Source organism: Sinorhizobium saheli (genome assembly GCF_001651875.1).
Taxonomy (GTDB): domain Bacteria; phylum Pseudomonadota; class Alphaproteobacteria; order Rhizobiales; family Rhizobiaceae; genus Sinorhizobium; species Sinorhizobium saheli.
This window is the reverse complement of sequence record NZ_LNQB01000073.1, coordinates 637,005-654,403: the sequence shown is the minus strand read 5'-3', so window position 1 is coordinate 654,403 and position 17,399 is coordinate 637,005. Positions and strand designations below refer to the sequence as shown.

At 65.5% G+C, this 17,399-nt stretch carries 13 protein-coding genes; 9 read left to right on the top strand and 4 right to left on the bottom strand.

Annotation, left to right across the window (positions count from 1 at the left end; genetic code table 11):
- The first annotated feature begins 81 nt into the window (after positions 1 to 81).
- Together ATB98_RS16485 and ATB98_RS16480 are read left to right on the top strand one after the other, a co-directional pair.
- On the top strand, positions 82 to 516 hold the full coding sequence (locus ATB98_RS16485; protein WP_066875535.1) for a hypothetical protein: 435 nt from the start codon (positions 82 to 84) through the stop codon (positions 514 to 516).
- 167 nt (positions 517 to 683) lie between these two features.
- Complete coding sequence (locus ATB98_RS16480) at positions 684 to 1,328, top strand: response regulator (protein ID WP_066875533.1); 645 nt, start codon at positions 684 to 686, stop codon at positions 1,326 to 1,328.
- 203 nt (positions 1,329 to 1,531) lie between these two features.
- Here the strand turns inward: ATB98_RS16480 and ATB98_RS16475 are convergent, their stop codons facing one another.
- Complete coding sequence (locus ATB98_RS16475) at positions 1,532 to 5,038, bottom strand: PAS domain-containing hybrid sensor histidine kinase/response regulator (protein WP_066875531.1); 3,507 nt, start codon at positions 5,036 to 5,038, stop codon at positions 1,532 to 1,534.
- A 260-nt stretch (positions 5,039 to 5,298) separates the two neighbouring features.
- Between ATB98_RS16475 and mscL the strand changes: the two genes are divergently transcribed.
- The 3 genes from mscL (at position 5,299) to galE (ending at position 8,282) form a co-directional block, all read left to right on the top strand.
- Positions 5,299 to 5,727, top strand: a complete 429-nt coding sequence (gene mscL, locus ATB98_RS16470) for a large conductance mechanosensitive channel protein MscL (protein ID WP_066875529.1) — start codon at positions 5,299 to 5,301, stop codon at positions 5,725 to 5,727.
- A gap of 165 nt (positions 5,728 to 5,892) precedes the next feature.
- Positions 5,893 to 7,059, top strand: a complete 1,167-nt coding sequence (locus tag ATB98_RS16465) for a pyridoxal phosphate-dependent aminotransferase (RefSeq protein WP_066875527.1) — start codon at positions 5,893 to 5,895, stop codon at positions 7,057 to 7,059.
- Between the two features lie 188 nt (positions 7,060 to 7,247).
- Positions 7,248 to 8,282, top strand: coding sequence for a UDP-glucose 4-epimerase GalE (galE, locus tag ATB98_RS16460; RefSeq protein WP_066875526.1), 1,035 nt, complete (start codon positions 7,248 to 7,250; stop codon positions 8,280 to 8,282).
- Positions 8,283 to 8,309: 27 nt separating this feature from the next.
- Here the strand turns inward: galE and ATB98_RS16455 are convergent, their stop codons facing one another.
- From ATB98_RS16455 to ATB98_RS16445, 3 genes are all read right to left on the bottom strand, one after another.
- Positions 8,310 to 8,615, bottom strand: a complete 306-nt coding sequence (locus ATB98_RS16455) for a chorismate mutase family protein (RefSeq protein WP_066875524.1) — start codon at positions 8,613 to 8,615, stop codon at positions 8,310 to 8,312.
- A 497-nt stretch (positions 8,616 to 9,112) separates the two neighbouring features.
- The gene (cydB, locus tag ATB98_RS16450) at positions 9,113 to 10,117 is read right to left on the bottom strand and encodes a cytochrome d ubiquinol oxidase subunit II (protein WP_066875522.1); all 1,005 of its coding nucleotides are present in this window, start codon (positions 10,115 to 10,117) and stop codon (positions 9,113 to 9,115) included.
- Positions 10,107 to 11,522, bottom strand: coding sequence for a cytochrome ubiquinol oxidase subunit I (locus ATB98_RS16445; RefSeq protein WP_066875520.1), 1,416 nt, complete (start codon positions 11,520 to 11,522; stop codon positions 10,107 to 10,109). The genes cydB and ATB98_RS16445 overlap by 11 nt, the downstream gene beginning before the upstream one ends.
- Positions 11,523 to 11,896: 374 nt before the next feature.
- On the opposite strand from ATB98_RS16445, the gene ATB98_RS16440 reads away from it, so the two are divergent.
- The 4 genes from ATB98_RS16440 to secD all read left to right on the top strand — a co-directional run bounded on the left by ATB98_RS16440 (position 11,897) and on the right by secD (position 17,016).
- Positions 11,897 to 12,511 (top strand): TetR/AcrR family transcriptional regulator, encoded by a 615-nt coding sequence (locus tag ATB98_RS16440; RefSeq protein WP_066875605.1) that lies wholly within the window; start codon positions 11,897 to 11,899, stop codon positions 12,509 to 12,511.
- Between the two features lie 67 nt (positions 12,512 to 12,578).
- The gene (locus ATB98_RS16435) at positions 12,579 to 13,769 is read left to right on the top strand and encodes a pyridoxal phosphate-dependent aminotransferase (protein WP_066875518.1); all 1,191 of its coding nucleotides are present in this window, start codon (positions 12,579 to 12,581) and stop codon (positions 13,767 to 13,769) included.
- 190 nt (positions 13,770 to 13,959) lie between these two features.
- A complete protein-coding gene (locus tag ATB98_RS16430) occupies positions 13,960 to 14,370 on the top strand; it encodes a hypothetical protein (RefSeq protein WP_066875604.1) in 411 nt (136 codons plus the stop codon).
- A gap of 111 nt (positions 14,371 to 14,481) precedes the next feature.
- Positions 14,482 to 17,016 carry a protein translocase subunit SecD gene (gene secD, locus ATB98_RS16425; RefSeq protein WP_066875516.1) on the top strand — a complete coding sequence of 845 codons (2,535 nt, stop codon included), beginning with the start codon at positions 14,482 to 14,484 and terminating at the stop codon, positions 17,014 to 17,016.
- The last annotated feature ends 383 nt before the right edge of the window (positions 17,017 to 17,399 follow it).

Below are 17,399 nucleotides of genomic sequence, written 5' to 3'. Positions count from 1 at the left end.
TTGCCGCAAATATTGGCGCATGTCCACCGCGGAGCGTAAGATCGAAGCGGATTTCCGTGAGCCATCAAAGGAGAGAATGTCATGAGGCAGACAATCGCAGCGCTCGCGGTCGGCCTGGGACTCGGGCTGATGGTGCCGGTCCATGCCGAAGAGGTATCGCCCGGCCGCTACAGCATGCAGAAATCGGAGACGGGACTGGCCCGCCTCGACACCGAGACGGGCGAGGTCTCGCTCTGCCGGGAGAACAATGGAGAACTCGTCTGCCGGATGGCCGCGGACGAGCGCGCAGCCTTCGAGCGGGAGCTCGACCTGCTGACGAAACGCGTCGAAGCCCTGGAGAGGGCGGTGGAAAGCGGTGAAACCGCTCGCAAACCCGATCTTCCCGACGACGAGGAGATTGACCGCGCCATGGGCATCATGGAAAAAATGATGCGCAAGTTCATGGAGATCGCGAAGGAGCTCGAGCTCTATGGGAACGACCCCGCCGACCAGGGCGGAGTGCCGCAGAAGACCTGACGGGATCGGCGCACCATGATCGCGAGCTCGCGGGCGCGCGGCTGCATGAGTCCTTGATCTGGATTGATTTGGCGCTGAAATCGTGCAGCGATTGGAAATATTGCAGTGATCCCGACAAGGCGGCACTGCGGGATCGCAGATTGAGGCTCTTGGGAGGGGGCGTCACCATGCCGGAAATGACCATCATCATCGCGGACGACCATCCGCTTTTCCGTGGTGCGATGCGCCAGGCACTGAGCGGCACGCCCGGCACGCCGGCCATCGTCGAGGCCGGGGATTTCGCCGCCGTGCGCAACGCCGCCGCCGAAAACCCCGATGCCGACCTGATGCTGCTAGACCTGACCATGCCCGGGGTCAGCGGCCTTTCCGGCCTGATCGCGCTGCGCGCCGAATTCCCGAGCCTGCCGATCATGATCGTCTCCGCCCATGACGACCATGAGACCGTCCATCGCGCGCTCGACCTCGGCGCGGCCGGCTTCCTGTCCAAGTCCGCCGGCATCGACGAAATCCGTGAGGCGATCGGCAAGGTCATGGCCGGCGAGGTCTTCGTCCCGGCCAGCTACGACCAGGGCCAGCCTTACGAGCCCGAGATCGCCGACCTCATGCACCGGCTGCAGACGCTGACGCCGCAGCAGTCGCGCGTGCTCTCGATGCTCGCCGAGGGCCTGCTCAACAAGCAGATCGCCTATGAGCTCGGCGTCTCTGAGGCGACCATCAAGGCGCATGTCTCGGCAATCCTCCTGAAGCTCAACGTCGACAGCCGCACCCAGGCGGTCATCCAGCTTTCCAAGCTCGGATCGGTTGCTGCCTGAGGCGGCGCCTCCGTCATAGGCTTTTTTCGCCCCTCATCCGCCTGCCGGCACCTTCTCCCCGTCCTGACGGGGAGAAGGGATTTTGCCGCGACCTACCCGCACCCCCCGAATGCCGAGAAGGTTCGATGCGGTGCCGCGAGTCCCCTTCGCCCCGCCTGCGGGGAGAAGGTGCCGGCAGGCGGATGAGGGGGGCCTTCCGCGCCCTACTCCGCCGCCGCCCGTGCCGCCGCGGCAAGCTGCGTCAGCCAGGCACGCATTGCCGCCGGGCGCACCGGCTTGTGCTGCAGCGAGATGCCGTCGCGCTCGGCGGCGGCGCGGACCTCCGGCGAGCGGTCGGCGGTCACCATCAGGGCCGGAATGCTTTCCTTCCAGAGCGCGCGGATGGAGGCGATCGCCTCTATGCCGGTGCCGTCGCCTAGGTGGTAGTCGGCGACGATCGCATCGGGGCGGGTCTCCAGTTTCTCCGGCCCCATGTCCGATGAGGCCGCAAGCGATTCGCCCGTCGTGACGGCGCAGCCCCAGCCGCCGAGCAGCACCGCCATGCCTTCGAGGATCTTCGGTTCGTTGTCGATACAGACGACGTTGAGGCCGGTCAGCGCGTCACTCGCCTTCGTTGCTGCCGGCGGCTGCGGCTTCACCCGTTCGCCGGCGCTCGCGTCGAGCGGCACGGCGACCTTGAAGCCCGTGCCCTTGCCCGGCTTCGATTGCAGGCTCACGGGGTGATTGAGCACGCGGGAGATGCGGTCGACGATGGAGAGGCCGAGCCCGAGCCCCGAAGCCGTGCGCGCGCCCTCGTCGAGCCGTGCGAATTCCTTGAAGACCGTCCGGAATTTCGAGGAGGGAATGCCGATGCCGGAATCGAGCACCTCGATCGTCGCCGCCTGCCCGTGCCGGCGTGCGCCGACGAGCACCTTTCCTTCGAGCGTGTATTTGATGGCGTTCGACACCAGGTTCTGGACGACGCGCCTTAAAAGGTTCGGATCGCTGCGCACGATGAGCGAAGTGGGCATGACGATGAGCTCGATGTTCTTCGCCCGCGCCATCGGCGCGAAATCCGTCTCGATGCGCCTGAGGAGTTCGTTGAGGGCCACGGATTGCAGCCGCGGCTTCATCGCGCCGGTGTCGAGCCGCGAGATGTCGAGCACTGCGCCGAGGATGGCTTCGACCGATTCGAGCGAGGAGTCGATGTTCTGGACCAACGCGCTGTTGTCGGAATCGCCGAGGCGCTCGACGAGCGAGGAGGAATAGAGCCGCGCCGCGTTCAAGGGCTGCAGGATGTCGTGTCCGGCGGCCGCGAAGAAGCGGGTCTTGCCGATATTGGCTTCCTCGGCGGCGGCCCGCGCCTCGGCGAGTTCCCGGTTGACGCGGGTGAGTTCTCCCGTCCGCTCGGCGACGCGCAGCTCCAGCGTCTCGTTCGCCTGTTTGAGCGCCATGTCGGCGGCCACGCGTTGCGTGATGTCGGTATAGGTCGTGACGATGCCCTTGTCGGGCATCGCGTTGGTCCTGACTTCGATGATGCGGGCGCCGCCCGAAAGCTCGAGCAGGAAGGGCTTGTCGAGCGTCAGGAAGTTGGCGACCAGCGCCTTTTCCTCGTCCTTGCCGATGTCGCCGCGCCGGGCGAGCATCGCGACGATGTCGGCCAGCGGAAAGCCGACCTGGCCGGCAGCCTCCGGCAGGTCGAGAAGCTCGCGGAAGCGGCGGTTCCAGATGATCAGGTTGTTGGCGTTGTCGAAGACGGCGATGCCCTGGTCCATCTGCGAGAGCGCCGTCTGCAGCATGTCCTGATTGTATTGGAGCGCCTCGCTCGCCTGGTCGAGCAGCCAGGCCGTGTCCGACGAGGCGTCGTCCATGCGCTGCAGCACCAGTGAAAGGACGAGCCGGGCCGACGAGGAGCCGATCGCGCTGCCCAGCAACTGCTCGGAGAAATGGACGAGCGCCATGTCGGCGGAGGCGTTGTCGTCGAGCCAGCGGCCGCTTTGCCGCTCATAGGTGTGGAACGAGCGCTGCATACGCTCCTCGCCCATGTAGCGGGCGATCGTCGTCTTGAGGTCGCGCACCGTCACCTTGGTCTTGCGGCCGCGGAAGGTCCGCTCCGTGCGCGAGCGGCGCGTGATGAAGACGCCGGCCTGGAAGCGCTCGAGCGGCTTTGGCGCGCGCGTCAGCGAGCCCAGCACATAGGCCGCCACATTGACGAGCATGCTGAGGGCCGTCGCGTTGACGAGCGGGTCGGATTGCGGGCCCGAGAAGAGATCGGTGAACGGGAAGATGAAGCTCAGGACGGTCGAGGCGATGTGGGAGTTGTCCGGCCCGCCGAGGCTCGGCAGGAACAGGACATAGGCCCAGACGAGAAAGCCGCTGACCATTCCGGCGATCGCGCCGCGGGCGTTCGCCTGCCGCCAGACGAGGCCGCCGAGCAGCGCCGGCGCCATCTGCGCGATCGCGGCGAAGGAGAGCAGGCCGAGCGAGGCGAGCCCCGCGCTGATGTCGGCGGCGCGATAATAGCCGTAGCCGAGCAGCAGGACGGCGAAGATGGCCGTGCGGCGGATATTCAGCAGCGTCCCGGCCATGTCCTCCTGGAGCGAACCGCGCCTGCCGAGCCGGCGGCGCAGGAACACGGGCATGACGATGTCGTTGGAGACCATGATCGAAAGTGCGACGGAAGCGACGATGACCATGGCCGTCGCCGCCGAGAAGCCGCCGATGAAGGTGATCAGCGTGATGACCGGCACGTCGCCCGCGAGCGGCAGGGTCAGGAGGTAGAGATCGGCGTTGCCGGAGCCGGAGAATGTCAGGATGCCGGCCATTGCGATCGGCAGGACGAAAAGATTGATCGCGATCAGGTAGAGCGGGAAGAGAATGCCGGCGGTGCGCAGTTCGTTGTCCGTCCGGTTTTCGACGACGGTGACGTGGAACTGCCGCGGAAGCATGATGATCCCCACGGCGGACAGGCCGATCAGCAGGATCCAGCGCGCGACCGGCGTCTCGTATTGGAGCGCGGCAAGCACGGTGGGGCTCTCACGGGCCTCGGCCCACAGATTGGCGGGACCGCCGGACAGCGCGAAGATGATGTAGACGCCGACGGTCACCATCGCCAGCAGCTTGACGACCGACTCCATCGCGATCGCGAGGATCAGGCCGTCCTGGTGCTCCGTCGCATCGGTGTGGCGCGTGCCGAAAACGATCGCGAAACAGGCGAGGAACAGCGTGACCAGGAGCGGCAGGTCCATGAAGTTCTCACCTGCGCCTATGCCGTAGTCGCTGGTGTTGATCATCGTGGCGACCGAGCTCGAGACCGCCTTCAACTGAAGCGCGATATAGGGGACGGCGCCGACCAGCGAGATCAGCGCGACGATCGCCGCGACCGCCGGGTTCTTGCCGTAGCGCGCCGCCACGAAGTCGGCGACGGAGGTGAGCTTCTCGGTCTTGGCGAGCCGGACGATGCGGCGGATGAGCGGCATGCCGAGCGTGAACATCAGGATCGGACCGATATAGATGCCCGTGAATTCGAGCCCGCGCTCCGCCGCAAGCCCGACGCCGCCGAAATAGGTCCAGGAGGTGCAGTAGATCGCAAGGCTCAGCGCATAGACGAGCGGCCTGCCCTTCTCGGCAATCCTGTCTCGTCTCGCTCGCCGGTCGCCATAGCTTGCGACTGCGAAGAGCAGCAGCAGATAGGCGAAGGCAGAGGCAAAAATAACCGAACCCGAAAGCATGCCTCACTCCTCCACGGGCAGCATAGGGCAAGTCCATTTGCTTGGAAATTGCCTGTAGTATCAGTCTTAAGTCCAAGACCGAGCCATCTCTCCGCCGACCGGTTTTGCGTGCACGAATCATGAGGGCGATCGGCCGAGCGCGGCTTGAGCAAAGGCAAAGAGTGGTTCCATAGCGCCCGGCTTTGGTTTAAATTCCTACCACCGGTTGCCGCATCGAAACTGCGGGCGATCATTCTCGACTGGACTTCACGGAGAGAGGCATGCTGAACGAATTCAAAGAGTTTATCGCGCGCGGCAACGTGATGGACCTCGCCGTCGGCGTGATCATCGGCGCCGCCTTTGGCAAGATCGTCGATTCGGTCGTCAACGACCTGGTAATGCCGGTCGTCGGGGCCATCACCGGCGGCGGCTTCGACTTCTCCAACTATTTCCTGCCGCTGTCGGCGAACGTGACGGCTCCGACGCTTGCCGCGGCTCGCGAGCAAGGCGCCGTCCTCGCCTACGGCAACTTCATCACGGTACTGATCAACTTCCTGATTCTCGCCTGGATCATCTTCCTGTTGATCAAGCTGGTGAATCGCGCGCGCACATCGCTCGAGAGGGAAAAGCCACCGGCACCGGCCGCGCCGCCGCCCGAGGACATTCAGCTCCTGTCGGAAATTCGCGATCTCTTGAAGCAGCGCGCTTGAACGACCTTGCGCTGTTTATCGCGGGCACGCTTCCCGTGCCCGCGAAAACATCACAGAAATCGATAAATCCGTCAGAGAAAATCGCGTGATCGCGGGCGCCAAAGCGATTACTGCATGTTCCCGAACCGCTGCGCACTTTTGGGCGACATGCATAGGAGCCTGCCGATGACGATCATGACCAGCCTCAGCCCGCGCGCTCTCTCGGCGCCCGAAAGCGGCATCGTCGAAGTGGTGAACTATGCGCGCGGCCGCGACGGGCTGATCCCGCTCTGGGTTGGCGAGGGCGATCTTCCGACGCCGGATTTCGTCAGCCGCGCCGCGGCCGAAGCGCTGGTCGCCGGCGAGACCTTCTACACCTGGCAGCGCGGCATCCCGCCGCTGCGCGAGGCGCTGTCGCGCTACTATCGGCGCCGCTTCCAGAAGGCGCTTTCGCCCGAGCATTTCTACGTCACCGGTTCGGGGATGCAGGCGATCAAGCTCGCGATCGAGGCGGTCGGCTCGCCCGGCGACGAAATGGTGCTCCTGACGCCGGCATGGCCGAATTTCGCTGCCGCCGCGGACCTCTCCGGCGTTCGGCCCGTCGCGGTGCCGCTCAGCTTCGAGAACGGCAAATGGCAGCTCGATCTCGACCGGCTCGAGGCGGCGATCGGGGAAAGGACGCGGGCGCTGTTCATCAACACGCCGTCCAATCCGACCGGCTGGACCGCGACGCGCGACGATCTGAAGGCCATCCTGTCGCTGGCGCGCAAGCACGGCCTCTGGATCATCGCCGACGAGATCTACGCGCTTTACTGCTACCTCGGCGCACGGGCGCCGTCCTTCCTCGACATCATGGACGAGGACGACCGCATTCTCTTCGTCAACTCCTTCTCCAAGAACTGGTCGATGACCGGCTGGCGCGTCGGCTGGATCGTCGCGCCGCCGGCGATGGGGCAGGTGCTCGAAAACCTGATCCAGTACTCGACCTCGGGTGTCGCGCAATTCATGCAGCGCGGCGCCGCCGTCGCCCTCGACCACGGCGATGGCTTCGTCGACGAGAACGTCGCCAAGGCGCGGCGCAACCGCGACATGCTCTGCGATGCGCTGATTGCGACCAATCGCGTCCAAACGCTGAAGCCCGACGGCGCGCTCTACGCCTTCCTGAAGATCGACGGCGTTACCGACGCGCGGGCCGCGGCGCTCGACATCGTCGACAAGACCGGCGTCGGGCTCGCCCCGGGGACGGCCTTCGGCGAGGGCGGCGCGCTCTTCCTGCGCGCCTGTTTCCTGCGCCACCCGGCTCAGATCGCGGAAGCTGCGGAACGGCTCCAGGGCTATATCCTCGGCCGCTGACCGTCGCGAAGGGCTGCCAGCCCCGCCCCGATCGGGCGATCGATAAAATGCGAAGGATCGGCGAGGCGGACCCTTAACCACGCAACCGAGAATTGGTGGTGTTCGCCTCCGGGAGACGGCCGGATTTACCAATTCTGAAAGCACGAGGCGGCTTTTCTGTTCCCATGTTCTAAGGGCAGGGGGCAGGCATGGCCGTATTGGTGACAGGCGGAGCGGGCTATATCGGCAGCCACATGGTATGGGCGCTGCTCGATGCGGGCGAAGCGGTGGTGGTGCTCGATTATCTGTCGACCGGCTTTCGCTGGGCAGTGCCGCGGGAGGCGCGCTTTTATTTTGGCGACGTCGGCAATCGCGCGCTGCTTCAGCGGATCTTTGCCGAAAACGAGATCGATTCGGTCGTGCATTTCGCCGGATCGGCGGTGGTGCCGGACTCGGTCGCCAATCCGCTTGCCTATTACGAGAACAACACGGCCAATACCCGCACGCTCATTGCGGCGGCCATAGAGGCCGGCATACGCCACTTCGTCTTTTCGTCCACTGCCGCCGTCTACGGCACGCAGGACACGCCCGATCCGGTCAAGGAAACGGTTGGCCTACGCCCGGAGAGCCCCTACGGCCGCTCCAAGCTGATGTCGGAGATGATGTTGCAGGATGCCGCGGCGGCGCATGATTTCAGCTTCGTCGTCCTGCGCTATTTCAACGTGGCGGGCGCCGATCCGCAGGGGCGTGCCGGCCAGTCGACCTTCGGCGCGACGCATCTCATCAAGGTCGCCTGCGAGGCCGCGCTCGGCAAGCGCCGCAAGGTCGATGTCTTCGGGACCGACTTTCCGACGGCGGACGGCACCGGCGTTCGCGACTATATCCATGTCAGCGATCTGGTGGCCGCCCACGGTAAAGCGCTTTCCTATCTCCGGCGCGGCGGTGAACCGCTCGTCACGAATTGCGGCTACGGCCGCGGCTTCTCGGTGCTGCAGGTCCTCGATACGGTGCGCCAGGTTTCCGGACGCGATTTCCGGGTCGCCTACGGCCCCCGCCGTCCGGGCGATCCCGCGCAGGTCGTCGCCGATCCTTCCCTCGCCCGGCTGAAGCTCGACTGGGTGCCGACCCATGCAAGCCTCGAACACATCGTCCAGAGCGCCTTCGACTGGGAAGGGTATCTGAGCCGCAAGAACAGCTTCGACGACGATCGCGGCAAAGACGGCCGGCTGATCGCCAGCGGCTGAAGGGTCAGTCCCCTCGGCCGGAGCGGCTCACCGTTCGTCCTCGCCGAGCAGGCGCTTCTCATGCGCAATCGCCTGCTCGATCAGTTGCGCCCAAAGCTGCTCGTAAAACTCAGGCTCGAGGCCGAGGTCGACCGCGTTCCTGCGGGCGTTCTCCTTCACCTCGCTCACCCGCGCCGGGATGTCCGCCTTCAGTTTCAACGGCCGCTTGATCTCCGCGGCGCGAACGATATAGCCCCAGCGCTCGGCAAACAGCACCATCAGGGCACGGTCGAGCCGATCGATCTCGGCGCGCACATCCGCCATCGTCGTGCATTCTGCGGGGGTCTTCTGCATGGTCGTCCGGCTCCTCGCGCGGCCGCTTCGGCCCGGCGGTTCGTTGCGGCGCAGTGCTCGTGCATGGCGCCCAGAAGTGTGCAGCGGTTTTGGAACGACGACATGCACGAAAACAAGGACCTGAAGCGCGTCACACGAATTCGATTGAGTGCCACGGGCTTTAGCAAAGGGGACGCTTACTGAGAAGAGGTAAAACGGCCGCAACATGGAGGGGCGGCCGACAGAGCTGAGGCACGCCTTGAAAACCTCACGCGTCTGAACGACGTGCGGAAATGGTCACTTCGGCAGGCGATCGCCCGGGGAGGAGGGTGCGGTCCTGTCTCTTCCGGTGATCGCCCGCCGACGTGTGCGATGACGTTAGGCGTGCAAGCTTGAGCGAGGCTTTCAGCCGCCGAGCGCGAGCTTGATCGCCGCCCCGACGATGCCGACCGCGACGACACCGGCGACCCAGAGGCCGACGAACCAGAGAAGCTTCCGCGTCAACCCGTCCACCCGCATCAGTGATAGCCCTCTTCCGGATCGACCTTGCCGCGGAAGACCCAATAGGCATAGCCGGTATAGGCGAGAATGATAGGCACCAGCACGAGCGCGCCGACGAGCAGGAAGGCGAGGCTCTCATTCGGCGCCGCGGCGTCCCAGATGGTGAGCGACGGCGGCACCATATAGGGGTAGAAGCTGATCCCGATGCCGGCATAGCCGAGGACGAAAAGGCCGAGCGCCGCGACGAAGGGCTGCACGTCGTGCCGTTCGCGAATGCCCTTGAGCAGCAGGTACAGGCAGCCGAGCACGAGCAGCGGCACGATGATGCTGAAGACCGCGGTTGGCCAGCCGAACCAGCGCTCGAGATAGGCCGGCTCGAGAAACGGCGTCCAGAGGCTGACGATGCCCATGTCCACGACCGTCGCAGCGGCGCAAATGAGCGCGATGTCGCGTGCCCGTTCGGCAAGTTCGCCCTGCGTCTTCATGATGAGCCATGTTGCGCCGAGCAATGCATAGCCGACCACGACGGCGATGCCGGTCATCAGCGAGAAGGGCGTCAGCCAGTCCCACCAGCCGCCGGCATAGGCGCGGTTCTCGATCGGAATGCCCTGGACGAGCGCGCCGAGCGCCAGCCCTTGCGCGAAGGCCGCCAGCATCGATCCGGCCGCGAAGGCCCAGTTCCACAGGAATTCGCCGCGCCGCGTGCGCCAGCGATATTCGAAGGCGACGCCGCGGAAGATGAGGCCGATGACCATGGCGATGATCGGCGCGTAGAGCGCCGGCAGGACGGTCGCATAGGCAAGCGGGAAGACGGCCATCAGGCCGCCGCCGCCGAGCACCAGCCAGGTCTCGTTGCCGTCCCAGACGGGCGCCACGGAATTCATCATCACGTCGCGGTCATGCTTCTGCGGAAACAGCGGAAAGAGGATGCCGACGCCGAGGTCGAAGCCGTCGAGAACGACATAGGCGAGAACCGCAAAGGCGATCAGCGCCGCCCAGATGAACGGCAGGTCAAAGTCCATGCTCGCCTCCATGAGGTCTGGCCGCAGCCGGGCCCGGCGTGACGCCGGCGCTGCGCAAGGGGCCCTCGCCGAGTTCCGGCATAGTGTCGCGCGGCAGACGGGCCATCAGCCGGAAAATGTAGAAGGTGCCGGCGCCGAAGACGAGGAAATAGACGATGATGAACGCGACGAGCGAGGCGCCGACGGCCGGTGCCTCGATCGGCGAGATCGACTGCGCCGTCAGGAGGTGGCCGTAAATGGTGTAGGGCTGCCGTCCGACCTCGGTGGTGATCCAGCCCGCAAGCACGGCGACGAAGCCCGCGGGCCCCATGACGACCGCCGTGCGGTGCAGCGAGGCATTCGTTGCGAGCGTGCCGCGATAGCGGCACCAGAGGCTCCAAAGCCCGATGCCGAGCATCGCGAAACCCATCGCCACCATGACCCGGAACGACCAGAAGACGACGGCGACCGGCGGATGCAGTTCCTCGGGGATCGTATCGAGGCCGGCGAGCGGCGCATCGAGCGAATGCTTGAGGATCAGGCTCGAGAGCTTCGGGATTTCGACCGCATAGTCGATCCGCTTCTCGGCGGCGTTGGGCATGCCGAAGAGGATCAGCGGCGCGCCTTCCGGATGGCTGCGGTAATGGCCCTCCATCGCCATCACCTTGGCCGGCTGGTGCTCCAGCGTGTTGAGGCCGTGCTGGTCGCCGGCGAAAATCTGGATCGGCGCGACGAGCGCCGCCATCCACATGGCCATCGAGAACATCGTGCTGGCCCGGCGCGGCGCCGTCCTGCGCAGGAGGTGCCAGGCGCCGCAGGCGCCGACCACGAAGGCGGTTGTCAGATAGGCGGCGAGCACCATATGCACGAGCCGGTAGGGGAAGGACGGATTGAAGATGATCGCCCACCAGTCGGCGGGCACGAACTGCCCGGCCTCGCTCATCGTGAAGCCGGCAGGCGTCTGCATCCAGGAATTGGCGGCGAGGATCCAGGTGGCGGAGATCAGCGTGCCGAGCGCGACCATGACGGTCGCCAGGAAATGCAGGCCGGGGCCGACACGGTTCATGCCGAAGAGCATGATGCCGAGGAAGCCAGCCTCGAGGAAGAAGGCGGTCAGCACCTCATAGCCCATCAGCGGCCCGATGATCGGCCCGGCCTTGTCCGAGAACACGCTCCAGTTGGTGCCGAACTGGTAGGACATGACGATGCCGGAAACGACGCCCATGCCGAAGGTGACGGCGAAGATCGTTTTCCAGAAGTTGAAGAGTTCCAGATAGACCTGGTCCTTCTTCCAGAGCCACAGCGCCTCGAGGACCGCCAGGTAGCTGGCGAGCCCTATGGAGAAAGCGGGAAAGATGATGTGGAAGGAGACGGTGAAGGCGAATTGCAGGCGCGCGAGTATCGTCGCATCGAAGGCTTCAAACACGGTGCAATCCTTTCACGCGGGAGCCGCCGCGACGGACGAGCAGTCCGTCAAGCATCGGCGATCACACGTCGGAACCCGGCGGTTTCATTTTGTGATTGAATTTGGCCCAGAATTGCCAAAGGTCAATGTCGCGTGGGATCGCCACGTTGTCGCACTGCGGCAATCTTTCGCCTGCGGCATTTTGAACGGAAACTGCCGCCCTGCTCGCTTCGGGCGGCATGGTTGCACTTGTGCCGCTATTATCCAGGTGTATAATAACTCCGTCGCCGATTTTTGACGCGACCTTCGCTTCATTTTCCGCAGGAGAGCCGCATGCGCCTATCCGCCTGGCAGGCAATGACGTTTTGGCCGGGCGCTCCGGTCCGGAGGCGGGCATGAGCCGCCGCAGCTTTCATCGTGCGCCGGAGGGCGAACGCCGGCAGGAACTCATCGAGGCGACGCTCGACTGCATTTCGGAGTACGGCCTCAAGGGGGCGACCGTCCGGCAGATCGCGGTCCGCGCCGGCGTCACCGCCGGGCTCGTGCGTCATTACTTCGATTCCAAGGACCAGATGATCGCGGAGGCCTACCGCGCCGTCATCGCGGCGCTCACGGACAAGGCGACACACGTCGAGGGCGACCCGGTGACGCGCCTCAAGGACTTCATCGCCATCAACCTGACCGAGCCGGTCGCCGACAGCCGCAGCGTCTCGCTCTGGGCGGCCTTCATCAGCCAGGTGCGCGTCGACCCGGTGCTCGCGGCGATCCACCGCGAAGGTTATCTCGCCTTCCGCAACGCGCTCCAGGACCTGTTGAGCGACTTCCTGGCCTTCAAGGGCAGGCCCGCCGGTCCGGAAGAGTGTCGCCGCTACGCGATCGCCATCAACGGCCTCGTCGATGGACTGTGGGTGGAAGGCTGCCTTGCCGGCGATCTCTTTCGTGAGGGGGAGCTGGTCAGCATTGCCATGGCGTCGGTGGAGGCCCTGCTCGGCCTGCCTATAGAAAGCTGATGTCTGTGGCCGCGCCGCGGTCTTGGCAAACGACATGCATGAAACAGGACAAGAAGGGAGCGAACACTTGCGCTACGCCTCGATCACGTCACGACTTGCCGGCCTCGGTTCCGGCAAATGGGCGCTGCACATTCGCGCGCGGCAATTGAAGGCGAGCGGGGCCGACGTGATCGAGCTCACCATCGGCGAACCCGATGTGGCGCCAGATCGCGCCCTTCTTGACGAGTGCCGGCGCGCCCTGCATGCCGGGCGCTATCGCTACTCCAATGGCCGCGGCGAGCCGAGCGTGGTGGCGGCGCTTGCGGAAAAGTACCGTCGCCGCCGCAGCGACGTGACGGCGGAAAACGTCCTGTGCTTTCCCGGTACGCAGACGGCGCTCTTCGCCGTGATGCTCGGGCTTGCCGAGGCGGGGCAGGGCGTCCTCGTCGGCGATCCGCTCTATGCCACCTATGAGGGCGTCATCCGCGCCACCGGCGCCCATCCCGTTTTCGTGCCGCTGAAGCCGGAATTCGGCTTTCACATGCGCGCAGCCGATCTGGAAGCGGCGGTCACGCCCGAGTGCCGCGTCCTGCTCCTGAACACGCCGCACAATCCGACCGGCGCGGTGTTGACTGCGGCGGAGATCGCCGCGATCGGTGCGGTCGCGCGTCGCCACGACCTCTGGATCGTCTGCGACGAGGTTTACGAGCAGCTGGTCTTCGACGGAACCTTTGCCTCGCCCTTCGACGATCCGGATCTCGCCGAGCGCACCGTCGTCGTCTCGTCCATCTCGAAGTCGCACGCCGCGCCCGGCTTCCGCAGCGGCTGGGCCGTCGGCCCGGCCGAGTTCACCGGGCGGTTGCTGGCGGTTTCCGAGACGATGCTCTTTGGCCAGCAGCCGTTCATCGCCGACATGACGGCTTATGCGCTGACGCATGAGATCGACACGGCGCGGCAGATGCGCGAGGCCTACAGGCGCCGCGCCGGCCGGATCGTCGATGGCCTCGCCAAGGCACCGGGCGTCTCCGTCCTGCGGCCCGAGGCCGGCATGTTCGCCCTGATCGACGTCGCCGCCACGGGCCTCTCGGGCGAGGCTTTCGCCTGGGCCCTTCTCGAGGAGGAGGGCGTGGCGGTGATGCCGGGCTCGTCCTTCGGCGAGGAAGCGCGCGACTTCCTGCGCGTGAGCCTCACCGTCCCCGATGCCGCCATCGACGAAGCGTGCCGACGCATCGCGGCTCTCGCCGAACGCTGCGCCGGCCGCAGGGAGCGGCGCGCATGACCGCTGAAATCACGACGGTTCCGGGCCGTCGCTCATCGCGTCGCCGATTTGACTTTTCCGGCCTGGAGTGGTGTTAAGGGCGCGAATGCTCGAATCCGGCCACGTTCTTCCGTTAGGGTCGGACTTCGGGCTGAAAAACGTCTCGCTGGCGCCGGGGATCGGCGCCGAAGAGAAAGGAACCGCGTCCGCGATGGACCTCCTGGGTGGTGGCAGCAAGAGCATGCAGGCCAGCCGGCTCCTGGCCGTGCTGTGGCTGTTCTGCGCCTCGCTTGCCATGCAGGTCATTGCGGTCGGCCAGGGCGCCTCGGCGCGCGCGGCGGGAGCGCCGGCCGGCGATGTCTCGTCACCCGATACCGGGCCCTCCGACCGTCCCGTCGCCCGCCAGATCACCCGGGCGGTGCCCCTGCCGGATTTTCGCTTCAACAGCGACCGGGCGGATGGGAAATCCACCGCCGGCGGCGACCCGGCCGCCGCGCTGCCCGTCGAGTTCTTGCCTTTGCCCGCCCACGAGAAGGTTCGGCCGCCGTCGCTTGCGCGCGCCGAGATCGTGGTCGGAACGCCGCCGCGCAGCGAGCGCATCCGCGCGCCGCCCGAGGCTTGATAGCCTGGAGAATTCGGGAGGCCGAAGCTGCTCGCTTCCGCCTCTTTCATTAGCTGAAACCTGGCCAGATGCCGCCGGCAAGGCGCGCTCGGGCATTCATGGAATTTCCACATGCGTACATCCAGATGGGCGATTCTCGCCTATGTCGCGATCATTGTCTTCGGATGCCTCGCGGCCGTGCCGAGCGTGCTGCCGCAGGCTTTGAGAGAACAATTCACCGCCGTTCTGCCCTTCAAGCCGGTCACCCTGGGCCTCGACCTGAGGGGCGGCTCGCACCTCGTTCTCGAGGTCGACGGCGCCGGCCTGCAGAAGGCGCGGCTCAACACGCTTCTCGACGATACCCGCCGGGTGCTGCGCGGCGAGCGCGTTTCCGCCTCGTCGGCACGCATCAGCGGCAACGCCGTGACGGTCAGCATCCCGGATGCTGCCGACCGGGAAAAGGTGCTGCCGAAGCTGCAGGAACTGGCGACCCCGGTCAGCACCGTCGGCTTCGGTGCCTCCGCTGCCGAAGTCGAGGTGGCGACAAACGGCGACGTGGTCACGCTGGCAATCACCGAGGCCGGCCTCGCGGACCGCATGACCAAGGCGGTTGAGCAGAGCCTCGAGATCATCCGCAACCGCGTCGACCAGGTCGGCGTCGCCGAGCCGCTGATCCAGCGCATCGGTTCCAACCGTATTCTCGTTCAGCTGCCGGGCCTTCAGGATCCGACCCGCCTGCGCGAGCTGCTCGGCTCCACCGCGCAGATGAGCTTCCATATGCTCGATCAGACCGCAGACGTGACGCAGCCGCCGCCGCGCGGCGTCGACATTCTTCCCGGCGCCAATGACAACAGCAAATATCCGGTCGAAAGCCGCGTCGCCATTTCCGGCGAGCGTCTCGATGACGCCAAGGTCGGCTTCGACCAGCGCACCAACCAGCCGGTGGTCGATTTCAGCTTCGATTCGCTCGGCGCACGCCAGTTCGCCGAGATCACGCGTGAGAATGTCGGCCGGCCCTTTGCCATCGTGCTCGACGGCAAGGTCCTGACGGCGCCGGTCATCAACGAGCCGATCCTCGGCGGACGCGGCCAGATCAGCGGCAATTTCACCGTCGAGGAGGCGACCGTCCTTTCGGCGCTGCTGCGCTCCGGTGCGCTGCCGGCGCCGCTCACGATCATCGAGGAGCGGTCGGTCGGTCCGAACCTCGGCAGCGATTCGATCCGCATGGGGCTCTACACCGGCCTTGCCGGTTTCGGCCTCGTCGTGACGCTCATGGTCGTCCTCTACGGCGCCTGGGGCATGATCGCCAATGTCGGCCTGGTGCTGCACACGATCATGACGATCGGCGTGCTCGGCCTGATCGGCTCGACGCTGACCCTGCCCGGCATCGCCGGCATCATTCTCGGCATCGGCATGGCGGTCGACGCCAACATCCTCATCAACGCCCGCATCCGCGAAGAGACGGAAGGGGGCGCCGGTGCGATGAAGGCGCTCGACGTCGGCTTCAACAAGGCCTATGCGACGATCCTCGACTCCAACGTCACGACCCTCTCCGGCACGGTGCTCCTGTTCTGGCTCGGCAGCGGCCCGGTTCGCGGCTTCGCCGTGACCATGATGCTCGGCATCGTCATCTCGATGTTCACCTCGGTGACCGTGGTGCGCCTCTTGATGCGCGAGGTCGTCATCCGCCGCAAGATGAAGAAGCTGGAGATCCCGTCGCTCTTCGGCCGGGTACCGCATCTGCCGACCATCTCCTTCATGAAGCGCCGCTTCCAGGCGATCGGCTTCTCGGCCTTTCTGTCGATCAGCTCGGTCGTGCTGTTCTTCACCCCCGGCCTCAACTACGGCATCGACTTTGTCGGCGGCATCCAGGTGGAGGCGGTGTCCAAGGACAGGATCGACCTGGCGACGCTGCGGCACAGCCTCGAAGAGCTCAATCTCGGCGAGGTCGCGCTGCAGGACTTCGGCGGCGGCCAGTCGGTGCTGATCCGCGTACAGCGCCAGCCCGGCGGTGAGCAGGAACAGACGGCCGCGCTGAACCGCGTCAAGGATGCGGTGACGGCCGCCGTGCCGGGCGCCAGCCTGGAGCGGACCGAGGTCGTCGGACCGACGGTGAGCGGCGAGCTGCAGCGCTCCGGCTTCCTTGCCGTCGGCCTCGCCATGGTGGCGATCCTGCTCTACATCTGGTTCCGCTTCGAGTGGCACTTCGCCGTCGGGGCGATCGCCGTGCTCTTGCTCGACATCACCAAGACGGTCGGCTTCTTCGCTCTCACCGGCGTCGACTTCAACCTGACCGCGATCGCCGCGCTGCTGACGATGATCGGCTATTCGGTGAACGACAAGGTGGTGGTCTACGACCGCATGCGCGAGAATCTGCGCAAGTACAAGTCGATGCCTTTCTCCGATCTCATCGACATGAGCATCAATCAGGTGATCGCTCGATGCATCTTCACCTCGATGGCAACGGCGCTCTCGCTGGTGCCGATGGCGATCTGGGGCGGCGAGACGGTGCGCAGCTTCGCCTGGCCGATGATCTTCGGCGTCATCGTCGCGACGACCTCGTCGATCTATATCGGTGGCCCGATCCTGTTGTTCCTGAGCCGCTGGTGGAAGGACCGGGAAGCCGGCCGCTCCAGCGCTCAGCAGGCGGGAACGCCGACGAACTGATCGGCGCCTTCGCGTGAAAAGTGAAGAACAGCCCAAGGGGCAGCCAGCCGGCTGCCCCTTTTTCGTCCGAAAGTGCTGCCTTTATGCGAACCGTCCCTTGCAGGTCGATTCGGCGCTCCCTAGATAGCGTTGTGGCCCGCGATGGGCAGGCGAACGGAATTGTCACCAAGGTAACTGCGCAGACGAAGCGAAGAGAATTATTTTTCGTGCGGGCGCTTGGTAGTTGACTTAATTGGTAGATTATTCTAGTTTGCGAATCGCGACGGAGTGGGACTCCGCTTCGCATTGTTCATGAAACGCCCCGGCGTGCAGCGCCGGGCCAAGCCAAAGGAGAGTGACATGTTCGAAAACGTCTCGACCGCCGCTTTCTGCGGCTCGCGTTC

Excerpts from the sequence above, each read along its gene's own strand:
- ATB98_RS16485 (WP_066875535.1), top strand. The coding sequence starts at position 82 with ATGAGGCAGACAATCGCAGCGCTCGCGGTCGGCCTGGGACTCGGGCTG.
- galE (WP_066875526.1), top strand. The coding sequence starts at position 7,248 with ATGGCCGTATTGGTGACAGGCGGAGCGGGCTATATCGGCAGCCACATG.
- ATB98_RS16480 (WP_066875533.1), top strand. The coding sequence starts at position 684 with ATGCCGGAAATGACCATCATCATCGCGGACGACCATCCGCTTTTCCGT.
- ATB98_RS16440 (WP_066875605.1), top strand. The coding sequence starts at position 11,897 with ATGAGCCGCCGCAGCTTTCATCGTGCGCCGGAGGGCGAACGCCGGCAG.
- ATB98_RS16465 (WP_066875527.1), top strand. The coding sequence starts at position 5,893 with ATGACGATCATGACCAGCCTCAGCCCGCGCGCTCTCTCGGCGCCCGAA.
- ATB98_RS16430 (WP_066875604.1), top strand. The coding sequence starts at position 13,960 with ATGGACCTCCTGGGTGGTGGCAGCAAGAGCATGCAGGCCAGCCGGCTC.
- ATB98_RS16475 (WP_066875531.1), bottom strand. The coding sequence starts at position 5,038 with ATGCTTTCGGGTTCGGTTATTTTTGCCTCTGCCTTCGCCTATCTGCTG.
- mscL (WP_066875529.1), top strand. The coding sequence starts at position 5,299 with ATGCTGAACGAATTCAAAGAGTTTATCGCGCGCGGCAACGTGATGGAC.
- secD (WP_066875516.1), top strand. The coding sequence starts at position 14,482 with ATGCGTACATCCAGATGGGCGATTCTCGCCTATGTCGCGATCATTGTC.
- cydB (WP_066875522.1), bottom strand. The coding sequence starts at position 10,117 with ATGGACTTTGACCTGCCGTTCATCTGGGCGGCGCTGATCGCCTTTGCG.
- ATB98_RS16455 (WP_066875524.1), bottom strand. The coding sequence starts at position 8,615 with ATGCAGAAGACCCCCGCAGAATGCACGACGATGGCGGATGTGCGCGCC.